Below are 13,883 nucleotides of genomic sequence, written 5' to 3'. Positions count from 1 at the left end.
GGCACATTTTCACGGCCAGGGGAAGGGCAACCCATCCCGTGGTCGCGCAATACACGGGAGCTATGCGAGCTCAACCGTCAGCATGATGGGCGCTTTGTCGCCGAAGTTGCTTTCAAGAACCGCTCGGCCGACCTTGTAGATGTCCGCCGCGTACTCCGGCAGTATTTCACCAAGAACCGGTGTTGCGATATCCTCGGTGACCTCGCCATACTGCACGATGATCTTGTTGCCTGTACCCTGTGAGTAACGAATGCGTCCCACCGGAGCGTCGCACTGGCGCTCCTTCACATTGACCGGGGAAGTACTGACGACGGGCGCCCAGGCATACATGGATTCACCGCTGACGACGGCGTGATCCTGGACAACGGTGAACGGCAGAGCCTCGATAATGTCGTTGCAGAGTTCCGGGTTTTCTCTGGTGGCCAGATAGGCAATGACGCTTACGCCGAGCGGCTGCCAGGTTAAGCGAACCTTCTGGCCTCCCACGATTTTCACGCGACGCGCGGGGTCTGCCAGAGCCGCGATGGAGCCCTCGGGCGTCTCGTAAGTGAGATGCTTGCCGATACTCCACGGAAAATAGTGGAAGGACCATGCCGCCAGCCTGTTGAGATACCCGAGAAACGCCTTCACCGCCTCGACGGCCTCTTCGCGGCTGGAAGCCGTCGGAAGATGCTTTGTGATCGCCTCCGCAAAGGCGCCCATCTCCTGCAGGCCGCTGTAGCGCAGATAATTGCTGTACGCATAGTCGAAGCGATGCACGAGCACGCAGGCCTGCTCGAGCGTGAACCGCTCATCCTGGAATGTCAGCAGAAGCGGATACCACGTGTACATGGACTGATCGCGAAGCATACCGTTCACGAAATCGAGGTTGGTGAAATACTGATTGTTGGTACCAACCGCAAATGCACCGGTGCGAATATCCTGAAGTTCCTTCGGCTCAGTTTTTTCATAAGCCGCCGTCTTCTCCTTCACCGCCCTGGTGACATCACCCAAGCTTTCATATGTCATTTGCCAACTTCCCATCTTGAGCAGAAGGCGGTCACGGCCGCCTGGGACAAGCATATGCAATGATCGATATTTGTATAGACCATATGTCGCTTTTGTTCACAAAAATGACCCGAACGACCTCGCTCGTGCGGATATCAGGCGAAACTCGCTCGGGAAACGATCCTCAGACGGGCGAAATTCACGTCGCTGCGCGCGAATGGAACTGCCCTGCCCCCCGAGCGCAATCCCATGGCAAGAGCCCTATGCGCGCGAGAAATTAGACAAATGTGCCATTTGGCCTGATGAAATACTTTGAATCTCCGGCTCTTTCGCGGAAAACGGCCTTGCGGAAAGCCAGACACCTCGTATGGTATATACCTAATCGGGCTAATGATCTTATTTGGCCTGAGCCATTACCGAAATATGAGGACTGAAATGGGCAGGTTGGTTGATATCGCATGGCCGGAACTGGGCATCGTTGTCGTGGCGGAGCTCGCGGACGAAGACAATCCGGAACTGTGTGAAGAATTCTGGCAAGATCTTCCGTTCAAGGTGATGCAGGCGCATCCCGTGGTGTCGGGAGAGTCGCTTTACGCGTGGACGCCAACCATCAGCACCGCACCAGTCCGCTTGCGACGCCGCATCATTGATTGCGCGGTCGGGGACCTGAGGTATTCTCAAGCGACCGGCAACAAGTTTTCGATCCAGTACGGCAAGGGGCTAGAGCCTCTCGCCCAGCCCGTGCTTGGAAAAGTCCTTCCGGAATACCACCACCTGCTGCAAGGCGTCGGAAAGGCAATCTGGACCAATCTCTTCTTCGCGAAAGAGCAGATCTTCGTTGAGGTGAAGCCGCACGATCCGGCGCAGGCCTACAAAGGCGAAGGACGGTTCTCAAATCTCAAAGGCGTCGCGGCGGAGTTTTACGCGGAGGCGAAAAGAATCCAGACCCTTGAGCCCGAGGACCTGCGACGTATACGCACCGGCGAGATCGGCGACACGGGTACATACGGGCAGTATTTCACCGCCTGGGATTTCGCGAACGGAATGCTCCGTGACTACATCATGTACACGGCCTATCCGCTCCTGAAACTGATCGACACGCTGTCTCATGATGACTTCGTGGCGGCGGTCGAAGCGTTCGACCCGGCCTATTCCGAGTATCTTGGCTACTCCGGCCTGAACACGCTTCTCGATTTCTCGAACAAGCTGCGGGTCGCCATCCGCGAAACGGATGACAAGGAAGAACTCCGCACGATCCTGCGGACTTTCATTATGTATGGCAACCGCCTGTGCGCGTGGTCGTATCACTACTTCCCCTGGTACCTGGGAATGTTCTACGGGCGCGCCGTGAACGGTCAGGAATTCCCCGGCCGTTTCAATCCAGTTAAGCAATCCTGATCATATAGTTAGCATGCGCTTTCGTTTCATGGGCGGCCCTTCCTCGGAAGGCCGCCCATGCCATTTGCGGAGAGTGCGCTTTACATCAACCCGAACTTAGTATGGTATATACAAATGCGGGCATGATCGCGTATATGTCTGCCCAGCCTTCGTCTCATCAGGTACCGATATGGCCCATACGCTTGTTCCCGGAAAAGTCCCCCTCGAAACCTTGGCCGCCGTCTACGAGGGATCGCTCATCCCGCGATTGGATGACGCTGCGCTGGAGAGGGTTCGGGCGTCAGCCGCCAAGGTCACGGAGATCGCCGGCGGAGAGCAGGCGCACTACGGCATCAACACCGGATTTGGCAAACTTGCCAGCGTGCGGATTCCCGCAGACGACATCGAAAAGCTACAGCGCAATCTCATCCTGTCACACTGCTGTGGCGTCGGCGCTCCTCTGGATGACGGTATCGTTCGGCTCATCATGACGCTGAAGCTGATCTCTCTCGGGCGCGGAGCCTCAGGCGTCAGACCTGCGGTTATCCATTGTCTGGCTGCCATGCTTGAGAGGAACGTCCTTCCGGTCATTCCGGAAAAGGGATCGGTCGGCGCCTCTGGCGATCTCGCTCCGCTCGCCCACATGACCGCGACCTTGATCGGCGAGGGCGAGGCGAAACTCGACGGAAAGGTTTTGCCGTCCAGCGAAGCCTTGGCGAAAGCGGGGATAGCCCCGATCATCCTGAAGGCCAAGGAAGGGCTGGCGATGATCAACGGCACGCAGACCTCGACGGCGCTGGCACTCGCCGGGCTCTTCCGTGCTCATCGCGCGCTGGTCTCATCGCTTGTCTCAGGGGCGCTGTCCACTGACGCCGCGATGGGATCGACATCCCCCTTTCATCCAGAGATCCACGCTCTTCGCGGTCACCAGGGCCAGATCGACGCCGCGGACGCGCTGCGGGCGCTGATGGACGGTTCCGAGATTCGGGCGAGCCACGAGCAGGGCGACGAACGCGTTCAGGATCCCTACTGCCTTCGCTGCCAGCCCCAAGTGGTCGGCGCCTGTCTCGATGTCCTACGTCAGGCCGCCCGCACACTGATCGTGGAGGCGAACGCAGCGACGGATAACCCTCTTGTGCTCTCCGACGGCACGATCGTCTCAGGCGGCAACTTCCACGCGGAACCCGTGGCGCTTGCGGCGGACCAGATCGCCATTGCTGTCTGCGAGATCGGCGCGATCGCCCAAAGGCGCATCGCCCTGCTCGTCGATCCCGCCTTGAGCTACGGCCTGCCGGCCTTTCTGACACCCAAGCCCGGATTGAACTCCGGCTTCATGATCGCCGAGGTCACATCCGCCGCGCTGATGTCAGAAAACAAGCAGATGTCCCATCCCGCTTCGGTGGATTCAACACCCACATCAGCAAACCAGGAGGATCATGTCTCCATGGCGTGCCACGGCGCCCGCCGCCTCCTCCCGATGACGGAGAACTTGTTCTCCATCGTGGGCATAGAAGCGCTCAGCGCCGCCCAGGGCATAGACTTGCGCGCGCCGCTTACCTCCAGTCCGGCGCTTGATGCCGTTCGCAAGGCCATCCGGGCTGAGATTCCGAAACTCGATGACGACCGCTATATGGCTCGCGACCTCACGCTGGCGGCGGAACTTGTCGGAAGCGGCCGGTTGATCGCGCCGGTTGCCAATGAACCCCTCCCCGCGCTCTGACGGGCTTGGCGGCGACGAAGACATGGATAGTCGCCGCCGCGTCCGAAGCCCCCGCCAGTCGAAAACCACCCCACAGGCCATTGGAGGCATCCATATGGTCTTTGATGTACGGTTAAATCGCCATATGTTATATACCAATTAGAAGTTTTCCAGATGATGAGGGAGGCAAGTCTATGAGCGGTTCCGGTATCCAGGAGGTAGCATCGCCCGCCCATGGATGATTTTTCGACGGAAAAACAAGCTTCGTCTCGTTACTTGGAGATACAGCGCGATATCGAGAGCAAGATTACGACCGGTGAATGGGGACCGGGTACCCGTATTCCTCCGGAGCGTGAATTAGTCGACATCTATAACTGTTCGCGAATGACGGTGAACAAGGCCTTATCAAGTCTTGCCGCCGCGGGAATGATCTCTCGAAAGCGCCGGTCGGGTTCTTTCGTGGCGCCCCCGCGCATCGAAGAACCGCTGATGCACATTCAGGATATTCGCGCGGAGGTCTTGGCGATTGACCGGACTTATTCGTTCGAGATCACGGATCGCAGCGTACGAAAAGCAACCGACGCTCTTGATGCACGGCACGTCGGCGTTCCCGTGGGAACCCGTCTCCTGACCCTCGAGGTCATGCACTATGCCGACAATCTGCCATTTACGATGGAGACCCGTCAGATCAATCTTGATGCGGTCCCGCAAGTGGAGCGGCTGCAGTTCAAGGACGAGCCACCGGGCAGCTGGCTGCTCCAGAATGTTCCTTTCACTGAGGGGGAGCATTCGATACGCGCGGTGTCCGCCGACGCTATCCTTGCCAGGAGACTGCAGGTGGTCGAGCGCACGGCCTGCATCTCCATCGCGCGCAGGACATGGCTGGATGGCCAGCTCATCACATTTGTCCGGCTGATCTATCCTGGCGATCGCCACCGGTTCGTCGTGCGCTTCAAACCGCCGATGTCGCCCGGAGCTCCCTAGCGCTAGAGACCGAGCATTCACGGCTCTCGGAAACCAGGGAGACTTCGCGGCCAATCTCCTCAACGCCTGGCCGCGCAACTGGTCGCCGCTAAACAGCGCAAGCACTAGGGACGATAGCCAGGCAAGGGAGTGAACCGGTTCACGTCGGACCGCTTAGCCAGCCCATCGATCGTCCCGCTCGTGGGGAAAAATTAGGATTGCCGCCACCGCGGGGTCGGGCCGTGATCACCCGGGCGGTCCCGGCCTTCCTGTTTGACCAGCCAGCTAGCTACGCTGTTGTGATCGCGGACGGTACAATGTCCAGTATTCACTCCTCGCGAACACGCGGCCTTCATCAAAGCCCGCCTCCCAGGGAGGGTAAGATGGCTCTCCATTGAGCCAGAATTGAACAGATCTCTGCACTTTTGGATCGTACCTATTCCGGTATATCCATCGCAACTCAGCGCCAGTTATTGATCTTCCTTTTATACCCATTTCCGGACACGAATCGCCTTCATTATTCTTTTTGATTACATCAAGTAAATCCAAATCATCTAGAATGAAATGAGCGGTTGTATTGAGCCCATTGTGTGCGTTCCAGAATAGTCCAAATTTTGATTTTTTTCTACTCCAAGTATTGTAATCGAGATCGGGGTTCAAGGCCTCTCGATATTTCGGGTGCTGAGAAAGCATCAAAACAAAATCCTTATTATGCTTCGCAGGCCCAAGGAACGATGTTTCATCCCTTATAAGATAACAATTTACAATCAATAACTGTCGACAAACACCAGGGGCAAGATACTTCGTATATCTACCCAATCCAGCCCCGAGGATCGAGCCCAAGCCAAAGAGCATATCTCCTGCCTGGAAGTTCTTGAAGGGCGGCGAAAATGGCATAGCGCAACCTGATTTCCAGTTTATATTAAAAATACAAAAAAATTATACGTTATAGATATTCGATATATCTAAATTATAAAAGTAAAATTTCGCGATTTGCTAACCACTAAATCCTACCGAGCTCACATATACTGATTGGGCGGCAAACACAAGGTTGCTGGCGCACCCTCCGCAACGTTCGCTTTAACGCCGGCGGATTTTCTACCACTCGCGTCGCGCGAGCCGGGGCCTTTCGTTGTTTCCAAAGGAGCACGCATGCAAATCCGTTATGGGCGGCCACCTCTCGGCCAGGCGGCAGCGCCTTACCGCGGGCGTCAAACCGGCCATCGCCGAGCGCGAACTTGGCGTTCGCCTTAGCCGTCTCGTCCACGTCCTGTTTGAAAAGGGAGAGAAGAGATGATGCGCCCGGTCGGCCAATAACCCCACACGGCTCGAGGCCGGTTCATCGGCGCGTCTTGCGACGCTGTGGCTCGGGCACCTTCCTTATAGCCTCGAATGCCTTGCAGATGATCTCAGCATTATAGCTACAAGTGCAGTGGAACGATCGGTGACCGCAAGCATCTATGGCGGAAACGTTGTTATTGCCTCAAGCGCTGCCAACTTCTCGCAGATCCATTCTCTCACTGTAAGCGAGGGAAAGCTTGAGGAGCTTCGAACTGTTTTGAGTGAGCTTGGCCTCGACCGATCAGCTTTCGACAGCCTGAAGCGCGCAATGGAGGATGATGCCAAGCTTGACGCTGGCAAGCCTACCTTGGGCGAACAGACGAAAAGTGGCTTTCTGACACCGCGAACTACACGGGTAAAGAGGGCTTGAAAGTCGGCTTTGAGGTTGCAAAGCAGTGTGCGACCAGATGGGTGCTGCGGTATCTTGGAATAAATCAGGGTGCCTAGTTCCATTGCAACGCTCCAGAGAATCTTGGAGAGGCGCTAGCACCAGTCAAGTAATCTGCGGCCGGAGAAAGTGACCAATGAGTATAGGGGCAATTTCTTTCGTGTCTGCCACGTGGCCCCTTTAAAACCCTTTAAAAGCCGCGTTAGAGCTTGATCGAGGAACGCACTTGCCTCCGGGGAGTTCAGCCCCGATGATCATGGTCGAATTCCCCCGAGTGAGATGCATCCGCATCCGTATTGAGCGCCGGGGCGACGACGCAATGTCGCCCCATGATTTCGCACCTCGCCCTTGCCCGGAACGACCAGCCACAGCCCACAGGACTGCTGGTTGAGACGCGAGTCGTCGCCTTGCAGGCGGAGGGCGGTCCGCCCAAGCGCATCCACATTCTGCCGCGCGGGCCCGAGATCGTTGGCCGTGATGGGCGATCCTGGCGCATGAGCCACCCCCGAGCCGTCGTCGATGCCTTCGCAGCCAACGGCATGCCACTGCCGATCGACTATGAGCACGCCAGCGAGAAGAACGCCGATGGGGAGGCACGGCCGGCCGTCGGCTAGGTCGAACGGCTCGAACTTCTGCCGGACGGCATCTGGGGTGACGTGAGCTGGACGCCGAAGGTCGCCAATCGCGAATAACGCTTCCTCTCCCCGGCCTTCCTGCTCGATCCGCAGACACGGGAAATCGCCGCTGTCGTCAGCCGGCCTCGTGCACCGCGCTTTCGGGAATCTCCCGCATTGATGCCACGACCGAACGGATCTGGCGCGACGGCGTCCAGATGGCTGAAGCCACCGTCTCGGCTGCCGGCCGCCCCACTAGCGATTCCGGATCTGCGGCCGCTCGCCTTCGACGTTCAGCACGCGGCGCGTCGGCTTCGCAATGCTCGGGGTTTCGATGGTCGGCAAGGAAGCCGATCTGAACGCCGTCATCCAGAACTACATCACCAGGATCAGGACCGTATCATGAGCGTCGAGAACAAGTTCATCATCACCGCCGCGCAGAAGTTCGCCCTCGAAGCGCTGAGCAACCCCGCGTGCCATCGACACGGCATCGCCGGGCGTCGAGATCAACCTCAACCCGGATGCGATCGAATTCGAGGCCGGCGCCGTCTTCGAGCTCGTCGGCAAGTTCGTGGCGCCGAAGCGCATCATCGACGATCCGGCCTATATGATCAATGCAGCAGCGGTGGTCGCCCACCTTTCGGCCGAGCAGAAAGCCGCCTTGCGCCAACGCTTGGCCGCTGGCGTCAAACCAGCGGTTGCCGCGCGCGAACTCGGTATAGGCCGGAAGACGGCAAGCCGGACGTTGTCCACGATGCTGGCTGGACTGGCGCAGACGCCAGAAACATCGCCCCAGGCAGCCCGCCGCGAGCTGCATGATGCCGCGTTCTGGCGCAAGCGATTGAAGACGGCCGAGAAGGATCTCGCCAAGGTCGAGTTGATGGCCGAGCAGCTGGCCGGCATTCGCAACCAGCCGGTGCAGCCGCCCGAAAGGCTGCTCGCCGCCGCGTCACCGAAACGAAGCCGATCGGTCATCGGCCTTCTGCTCAGCGATGTGCATGCGGGTGAGCGGGTGGATCCCGATGAAATCCTCGGCCTCAATGCCTTCGATGTCGAGATTTGCCGCCGCCGCCTGCGCCGGTATTTCGCGGCCTCCTGCGAGATCGGCCCGCGCTGGACGGTCGATTGCCAGAACGAAGGCGTCCTCCTCGTCCTGGGTGGTGATCTCATCTCTGGCGACATTCACGAGGAACTGCGCATCACGAATGCCCTCACCGCTCACGATCAGGTGCGCTTCGTCGTCGAGGAGATCGCGGCCGGCATCCGGCATCTGCGCGACACCTTCGGCCGCGTCCATGTGGTGTCGGTGCCGGGTAACCACGGCCGCGTCACGGTGAAGCCGACAGCCAAACTCTATGCGCGCACGTCCTATGACACCCTCGCCGCCTCGATGATTGCCGATCGGTATGCGGGCGATAAACGGGTGACGTTCCAGATCGGCGCCTCAAGGGACGCCGTCGTGCCCGTCCTCGGCCACACGGTCTTCGTCAACCACGGCGACGGCATGGGCACGGGCGGCGGCCAAGGGTTCATCGGGCCGCTGGCGCCGATTGTTCGCGGCACGAAGAAGGTGGAGGCGCAACAGGCTCGCGCCGGGCGGCGGCCCGATCTCATCCTGCACGGGCACTACCACACCTCGGCCAATCCAGGGACTGTACTCAGCAACGGCTCGGTGCCCGGCTATACCGAATACGGCAACGGTCTGCGCGCTAGCCTCGAGCCGCCGATGCAATGGCTGTTCCTGCTGCATGAGCGCTGGAAGCTGCGCGAGCGTGTCGAGATCCAGCTTGAAGATCCGGCTGTTCCTCCCCTGCCGCGCCTGCGGATACCGCCACCATGGCGAGGGCGGCGGCATGATCATTGGTCTGATGGGCTATGCCGGCGCCGGCAAGAGCGAGGTCGCTCGCCATCTATGCCGGCGCCATGGATTCGTGGCGCCGCACATCGGCCGGCCACTCAAGCAAATGCTCGCCGCACTACTACGGGAAATAGGCTATGACGAGGCGACCATCGTGCGGTTCGTCGACGGCGACCTGAAGCGCGACCTCATTCCGGAATTGGGGATCACCTCGACAGAGGCGCAGCAGACGCTCGGCACCGAATGGGGTCGCCAGTGTGTGGCGGACGATTTCTGGTTGTCGCTCTGGCTCGCGAAGGTCGATCGCGTCATCCGCGCCGGCGGCCATGTGGTGCAGGAGAGCGTACGCTTTGCGAACGAGGTCGCGGCGCTTCGTCAACGTGGTGCGTTTCTCGTCGAGGTGCAACGCCCGGGTGTCGGGCCGTTGTCCGACCACCCCTCAGAGGTGTTACCGGGAGAGCCCGATCTGGTTTTTCAGAATGATGGGACCCTCAACGAACTTCGCCTTAGGGCGGCTAACTTGGCTGGCAAAGTCCGAGCACTTGAAGACAAGAACAAGAAGGGAACAGATTTCGGGACTTTTTCGGGACTCTCTGTCCCGAAACCTCAATATTGACGTGGAATGTTCCCGATTTCTTCGCTTTGGCCAAGCCGGAGAGGGGCTGAAAAAGGCAAGCCTTCGAACAGATTATATCAATTAAATCAAAGCGTTGCTGGCGGAGAAGGTGGGATTCGAACCCACGGTACGGTTGCCCGCACGGCGGTTTTCAAGACCGCTGCCTTAAACCACTCGGCCACCTCTCCCGCGCTTCAGATAGTCCACAGCATGAGCATGACGCAAGTCATGAAAGTGAAAATGCCGTCGTGGCGCACTGATTTTATGCGGCGCAATCCGCTTCTTCGTCGGATAGCGAGGTTTCAGAACCCGGTTTCACGGAGCGTCGTTGGTCGCAACGACGAAACGGCCATGAAAGAGATTGCCCCAGGTGGGATTGCTTCAGCACCCCCATCCGCGAGACCGCCGATCTCGCCAAGGCGAGCCGTTTTGTTCAGAGCTCTCGATTGAGCGACCTTATGCAGAGGGCGGGCATGGAGCCGAAGGCAGGCAATGCGAGACAACCGGCGTCACATGTGTATTCTACGATTGGAGCATCCGTCACGAAACTGAAGCATCCCCGCCATATCCGGACGGGAGATTATGCCGGAGAACGATTGTGCTGGATCAGAGTGACTACGACGATGGACTGACGCCGCGCTGCGATCCCAGCCTCGCGCTGAAATTCGCGATCGCGGGCACGATCGCGGCCTTTATCGGCCTGGCATTCGTCATCCACACCTTCACTTAAAACCCGCACGCGACGGAGATAAAGCGCTCAGCCGTAGGCCGGAGCGATGTCGCCGGAGACCTCGCGGCCATCTTTGGTCAGGCGATACAGCGGACGGTGATCACGGTCCGTCCCCACCACTTCCACGAGGTGGAGTTCCACCAGACGATCAATCGCGTCCTGAGTGACAAGAGACCAGGGATAAGCAGGCTCGCCTTCATTTCCGGCCAAAGCGATACGCCTGATAACTGCTGCGTGTTCGATCATCATCGTTCACATCCCGCTTCCAGCAGGAGACGTTATCCCACCGCCGCGTGATCAGGGCAAGCATGACCGCAGCGGAGACAGCGGCCCCTGAGCGTATCAGGCCGGGATATTGGCGTCGACGATGACATGGCTGAGATCGCGCGAGCACCGCTCGATCCGGGCCTCGACGCGATAGACGTCGCGCAACATCTCGGCGGTGATAATGTCTCCGGAGAGGCCGCAAGCGACCATGCGGCCCTTGGCGATGATCAGCGTCTTGTCAGCGAACCGGAGCGCCTGGTTGAGGTCGTGGATCGCGATCAGGACGATCATGCCGCGTTGTCGCGCCTGCGCGCGCATGAAGGCCAGCACCTCCATCTGCCGATGGAGATCGAGCGCGCTGGTCGGCTCGTCCATGATGACGACATCGGGCTCGCGCGCCAGTGTCTGTGCGATGGACACGAGCTGCCGCTGCCCCCCGCTGAGCGCGCCGAGATCCCGGAAACTGAGATCCTGGATATCGAGCGCGCTCATGATGTGATCGATCAGCCGCAGGTCATCGTCGCCGACGCTCCACGACTGGCCCTGTTTCCGCGCCAGCAGGATGGATTCATAGACCGTCAGCACAGCATTCGCCGAACTGTCCTGCGGCATGTAGCTGATGGCCCGCTTGCCCTTCGCGCTGCCTTTCAGGCGGATCTGGCCCGGCCCTTTCAGGAGCCCGGCGACACGCTTGAACAGGGTCGACTTGCCCGCGGCGTTGGGGCCGATGACGGCCACCAGCTCGCCCCCTGTCAGCACAGGCGTGCTGATCTCGGAGACCGTCAGCTTCTTGCCGTAATAGGCTCCGACCTGATCGAGCTGGAGCGTCACCATGTGCGCCTCACGTCGGTTAGGATCAGCGAGAAGAAGAACGGCACACCGACGAGCGCGGTGATGATGCCGATCGGGAAGACGACGCCGGGAATGATCGACTTGCTGACAATCGACGTGACCGACAGCAGGAGCGCGCCGGAGACGACCGAGCCGGGCAGAAAGAAGCGCTGGTCTTCACCGAAAATCATGCGGGCGATATGCGGGCCTACAAGCCCGACAAAGCCGATAGTCCCGACGAAGCTGACCGGAATGGCCGCGAGAAGCGAGATGATCAGCATGGTCTCCAGACGGATGTAGCGCACATTCACGCCGAAGCTCGCGGCCTTGTCCTCCCCCAGGCGAATGGCGGTCAAAGCCCAGGCGTTGCGGGCGAACAGGGGCAGCGCGATCAGCAGCACCGTGAGCGTGATCCAGATCTTCGGCCATGTCGCCTTCGTGAGGCTGCCCATGGTCCAGAACACCACAGTCGAAAGCGCCTGCTCGGAGGCGAGATATTGCAGGAAGGCGAGCGCCGCGTTGAATGTGAAGACAAGGGCGATGCCGAGAAGCACCACCGTCTGGACGGATACGCCGCGCATCTGGGAGATGAAATGGATGAACAGCGTGGCGACCAGCGCCATCAGAAAGGCGTTCAGCGGAACGATGAAGCCCGAAGCCACCACGGGCAGGAATGGCACGCCGACAACGATGGCGAAGGCGGCGCCAAAGCTGGCCGCCGCCGAGATCCCAAGGGTGAACGGGCTCGCGAGCGGGTTCGCCAGGATGGTCTGCATCTGCGCGCCGGCGACGGAAAGCGCCGCGCCCACCACGATTGCCATGACCGCAACCGGCATGCGGATGTCCCAGACCACCGTGCGGATGGAATCCGAAACAGCGGCGGGATTGAACACCGCGAGAATCACGTCGAAAAGGCTATAGCGCGCTGGGCCCCACGCCAGATCAATGGCGAAGGACAGACACAGCGCCAACACCATGGCAGTCAGAATGGCGAGTTTCCTGCGAATAAGGGCGCGGTATTGACCGCGCCCCTCGAGGCTACCGACAGCAGGATCTGCCATGTGCAGCGTCGACATTATTTCTTACCGCCGTCCAGCGAGATCCAATAACCCGGCTGGTAGGCAATCGGCAGGAACTTATTGTGGAACTCCTTGAACGTCGCGTCAGGATCGAGGTCCGCGAAGAGTTCCGGATGGAACCACTTGGCCATCTGCTGGATCGCCACGAACTGGTAGGGGCTCGTGTAGAACTGGTGCCAGATCGCGTGAACATCATTGTTCTTCACGGCCTTCGATCCGGTGAAGGCGGGCTCCTTCATCAACGCCGCCAGCGCCTCCCGGCTCGCCCCCGCCGACGCGACCGCGCCCGGACCGACATTGACGAAGTTCTTGGCATTCGGGGTCTGGCTCCAGTTGGCGCCGGTCACCACGATGACGTCGGGGTTGGTCGCGACGACCTGCTCGGCATTGATGGAGCCGGTATAACCAGGCAGGAAATCCGAGCCGATGTTATGGCCACCAGCCAGATCCGCCATCAGCCCGAAGTTGTCGGGGCCAAAAGTCCCGCAGCACTCCACGAGCCCGGCGGCGCGGTACATGAAGACGTTCGGGCGCTTCGGATTGGCGGCCTTCAGCTTGTCGGCGACGCGCGCGAGCTCCTTGCGCCAGAAAGCGGCAACCTCGTCGGCGCGCTCGCTTTTGCCGAAGAGCTGACCGAGTACCTTGAGGCTGGGCTCCGTATTCTTCAAGATATGCTCGCGAAAGTCGACGTAGACGACCTTCACGCCGATCTTGCCCAGCATCTCCTCAAGCTTGACCTCATCGGCGGCCTTCTTGTCGCCGATGGTCAAGATCATGGCGTCGGGCTTGAGATTGACGACCGTCTCGGTTTGCAACGTTCCGTCGGTCAGGTTGCCGAGAAACGGCACATCCTTGGCCTTGGGAAACTTGGCGACATAGGCCTTGTAGGTGTCGTCATCGTTGCGCATGAGGTCGTTGCGCCATCCCACCACTTTCGAGAAGGGATCGGGCTCGATGGCCGCGACGGAATAGAGAAGACGCCCCTCGCCGAGGATGACGCGATCAACGGGTTTGTCGAATTTGACCTCGCGTCCGGCTACGTCCTTCACGGTGAAGGCCTGAGCCATGACGGCGGCCGGCGTCAGCGCTGCCAGCGCGACGACCGTGACCACGGTTCGATGAAGGAAACCCAT

Annotated in this window: 15 protein-coding genes and 1 tRNA gene; 8 read left to right on the top strand and 8 right to left on the bottom strand. The window is 59.6% G+C overall.

Annotation, left to right across the window (positions count from 1 at the left end; translation table 11 throughout):
- Positions 1-60 precede the first annotated feature (60 nt).
- Entirely contained in the window at positions 61-1,062 is a 1,002-nt protein-coding gene (locus KIO74_RS04505; RefSeq protein WP_249730857.1) for a cucumopine synthase-related protein, read from the bottom strand.
- Between the two features lie 360 nt (positions 1,063-1,422).
- Between KIO74_RS04505 and KIO74_RS04500 the strand changes: the two genes are divergently transcribed.
- The 3 genes from KIO74_RS04500 (at position 1,423) to hutC (ending at position 5,047) form a co-directional block, all read left to right on the top strand.
- Entirely contained in the window at positions 1,423-2,385 is a 963-nt protein-coding gene (locus KIO74_RS04500) for a cucumopine synthase-related protein (protein WP_213330893.1), read from the top strand.
- A gap of 169 nt (positions 2,386-2,554) precedes the next feature.
- Positions 2,555-4,084: a histidine ammonia-lyase gene (gene hutH / locus KIO74_RS04495; protein WP_213330892.1), complete on the top strand. Its 1,530-nt coding sequence runs from the start codon at positions 2,555-2,557 to the stop codon at positions 4,082-4,084.
- Positions 4,085-4,297: 213 nt separating this feature from the next.
- Positions 4,298-5,047: a histidine utilization transcriptional repressor HutC gene (gene hutC / locus KIO74_RS04490; RefSeq protein ID WP_213330891.1), complete on the top strand. Its 750-nt coding sequence runs from the start codon at positions 4,298-4,300 to the stop codon at positions 5,045-5,047.
- A gap of 264 nt (positions 5,048-5,311) precedes the next feature.
- On the opposite strand, the gene KIO74_RS04485 is transcribed toward hutC, so the two are convergent.
- Entirely contained in the window at positions 5,312-5,923 is a 612-nt protein-coding gene (locus KIO74_RS04485; RefSeq protein ID WP_213330890.1) for a hypothetical protein, read from the bottom strand.
- A 547-nt stretch (positions 5,924-6,470) separates the two neighbouring features.
- Here KIO74_RS04485 and KIO74_RS04480 point away from each other — a divergent pair.
- Positions 6,471-6,737 carry a hypothetical protein gene (locus tag KIO74_RS04480; protein WP_213330889.1) on the top strand — a complete coding sequence of 89 codons (267 nt, stop codon included), beginning with the start codon at positions 6,471-6,473 and terminating at the stop codon, positions 6,735-6,737.
- Positions 6,738-7,084: 347 nt separating this feature from the next.
- Entirely contained in the window at positions 7,085-7,369 is a 285-nt protein-coding gene (locus KIO74_RS04475) for a phage protease (RefSeq protein ID WP_213330888.1), read from the top strand.
- Positions 7,370-7,744: 375 nt separating this feature from the next.
- Here the strand turns inward: KIO74_RS04475 and KIO74_RS04470 are convergent, their stop codons facing one another.
- Positions 7,745-7,960: a hypothetical protein gene (locus KIO74_RS04470; RefSeq protein ID WP_213330887.1), complete on the bottom strand. Its 216-nt coding sequence runs from the start codon at positions 7,958-7,960 to the stop codon at positions 7,745-7,747.
- Positions 7,961-7,976: 16 nt separating this feature from the next.
- Between KIO74_RS04470 and KIO74_RS04465 the strand changes: the two genes are divergently transcribed.
- Both KIO74_RS04465 and KIO74_RS04460 read left to right on the top strand, forming a co-directional pair.
- On the top strand, positions 7,977-9,368 hold the full coding sequence (locus KIO74_RS04465; protein ID WP_213330886.1) for a helix-turn-helix domain-containing protein: 1,392 nt from the start codon (positions 7,977-7,979) through the stop codon (positions 9,366-9,368).
- Entirely contained in the window at positions 9,301-9,843 is a 543-nt protein-coding gene (locus KIO74_RS04460; RefSeq protein WP_213330885.1) for a deoxynucleotide monophosphate kinase family protein, read from the top strand. The genes KIO74_RS04465 and KIO74_RS04460 overlap by 68 nt, the downstream gene beginning before the upstream one ends.
- Before the next feature lie 98 nt (positions 9,844-9,941).
- Here KIO74_RS04460 and KIO74_RS04455 read toward each other — a convergent pair.
- Positions 9,942-10,031: transfer RNA gene (locus tag KIO74_RS04455), tRNA-Ser, on the bottom strand.
- Between the two features lie 410 nt (positions 10,032-10,441).
- Between KIO74_RS04455 and KIO74_RS32145 the strand changes: the two genes are divergently transcribed.
- The gene (locus tag KIO74_RS32145; RefSeq protein WP_283772115.1) at positions 10,442-10,573 is read left to right on the top strand and encodes a hypothetical protein; all 132 of its coding nucleotides are present in this window, start codon (positions 10,442-10,444) and stop codon (positions 10,571-10,573) included.
- Positions 10,574-10,600: 27 nt separating this feature from the next.
- Here KIO74_RS32145 and KIO74_RS04450 read toward each other — a convergent pair whose 3' ends face one another.
- From KIO74_RS04450 to KIO74_RS04435, 4 genes are all read right to left on the bottom strand, one after another.
- Positions 10,601-10,822, bottom strand: a complete 222-nt coding sequence (locus KIO74_RS04450) for a hypothetical protein (RefSeq protein ID WP_213330884.1) — start codon at positions 10,820-10,822, stop codon at positions 10,601-10,603.
- Between the two features lie 93 nt (positions 10,823-10,915).
- Positions 10,916-11,674: an ABC transporter ATP-binding protein gene (locus KIO74_RS04445; RefSeq protein ID WP_213330883.1), complete on the bottom strand. Its 759-nt coding sequence runs from the start codon at positions 11,672-11,674 to the stop codon at positions 10,916-10,918.
- The gene (locus tag KIO74_RS04440; protein ID WP_213330882.1) at positions 11,668-12,732 is read right to left on the bottom strand and encodes a FecCD family ABC transporter permease; all 1,065 of its coding nucleotides are present in this window, start codon (positions 12,730-12,732) and stop codon (positions 11,668-11,670) included. The genes KIO74_RS04445 and KIO74_RS04440 overlap by 7 nt, the downstream gene beginning before the upstream one ends.
- A 14-nt stretch (positions 12,733-12,746) precedes the next feature.
- Positions 12,747-13,883, bottom strand: coding sequence for an ABC transporter substrate-binding protein (locus tag KIO74_RS04435; protein WP_249730856.1), 1,137 nt, complete (start codon positions 13,881-13,883; stop codon positions 12,747-12,749).

The sequence above is a fragment of the Chelatococcus sp. HY11 genome (assembly GCF_018398335.1).
Classification (GTDB): domain Bacteria; phylum Pseudomonadota; class Alphaproteobacteria; order Rhizobiales; family Beijerinckiaceae; genus Chelatococcus.
The sequence above is the reverse complement of the archived record's forward strand: the minus strand, read 5'-3'. Positions and strand labels throughout refer to the sequence as shown.

Bases quoted from the DNA above. Each gene is read 5' to 3' on its own strand.
- KIO74_RS04505 (WP_249730857.1), bottom strand. From the start codon at position 1,062: ATGCTTGTCCCAGGCGGCCGTGACCGCCTTCTGCTCAAGATGGGAAGT.
- KIO74_RS04500 (WP_213330893.1), top strand. From the start codon at position 1,423: ATGGGCAGGTTGGTTGATATCGCATGGCCGGAACTGGGCATCGTTGTC.
- hutH (WP_213330892.1), top strand. From the start codon at position 2,555: ATGGCCCATACGCTTGTTCCCGGAAAAGTCCCCCTCGAAACCTTGGCC.
- hutC (WP_213330891.1), top strand. From the start codon at position 4,298: ATGGATGATTTTTCGACGGAAAAACAAGCTTCGTCTCGTTACTTGGAG.
- KIO74_RS04485 (WP_213330890.1), bottom strand. From the start codon at position 5,923: ATGCCATTTTCGCCGCCCTTCAAGAACTTCCAGGCAGGAGATATGCTC.
- KIO74_RS04475 (WP_213330888.1), top strand. From the start codon at position 7,085: ATGATTTCGCACCTCGCCCTTGCCCGGAACGACCAGCCACAGCCCACA.
- KIO74_RS04470 (WP_213330887.1), bottom strand. From the start codon at position 7,960: ATGATGCGCTTCGGCGCCACGAACTTGCCGACGAGCTCGAAGACGGCG.
- KIO74_RS04465 (WP_213330886.1), top strand. From the start codon at position 7,977: ATGATCAATGCAGCAGCGGTGGTCGCCCACCTTTCGGCCGAGCAGAAA.
- KIO74_RS04450 (WP_213330884.1), bottom strand. From the start codon at position 10,822: ATGATGATCGAACACGCAGCAGTTATCAGGCGTATCGCTTTGGCCGGA.
- KIO74_RS04445 (WP_213330883.1), bottom strand. From the start codon at position 11,674: ATGGTGACGCTCCAGCTCGATCAGGTCGGAGCCTATTACGGCAAGAAG.
- KIO74_RS04440 (WP_213330882.1), bottom strand. From the start codon at position 12,732: ATGGCAGATCCTGCTGTCGGTAGCCTCGAGGGGCGCGGTCAATACCGC.
- KIO74_RS04435 (WP_249730856.1), bottom strand. From the start codon at position 13,883: ATGGGTTTCCTTCATCGAACCGTGGTCACGGTCGTCGCGCTGGCAGCG.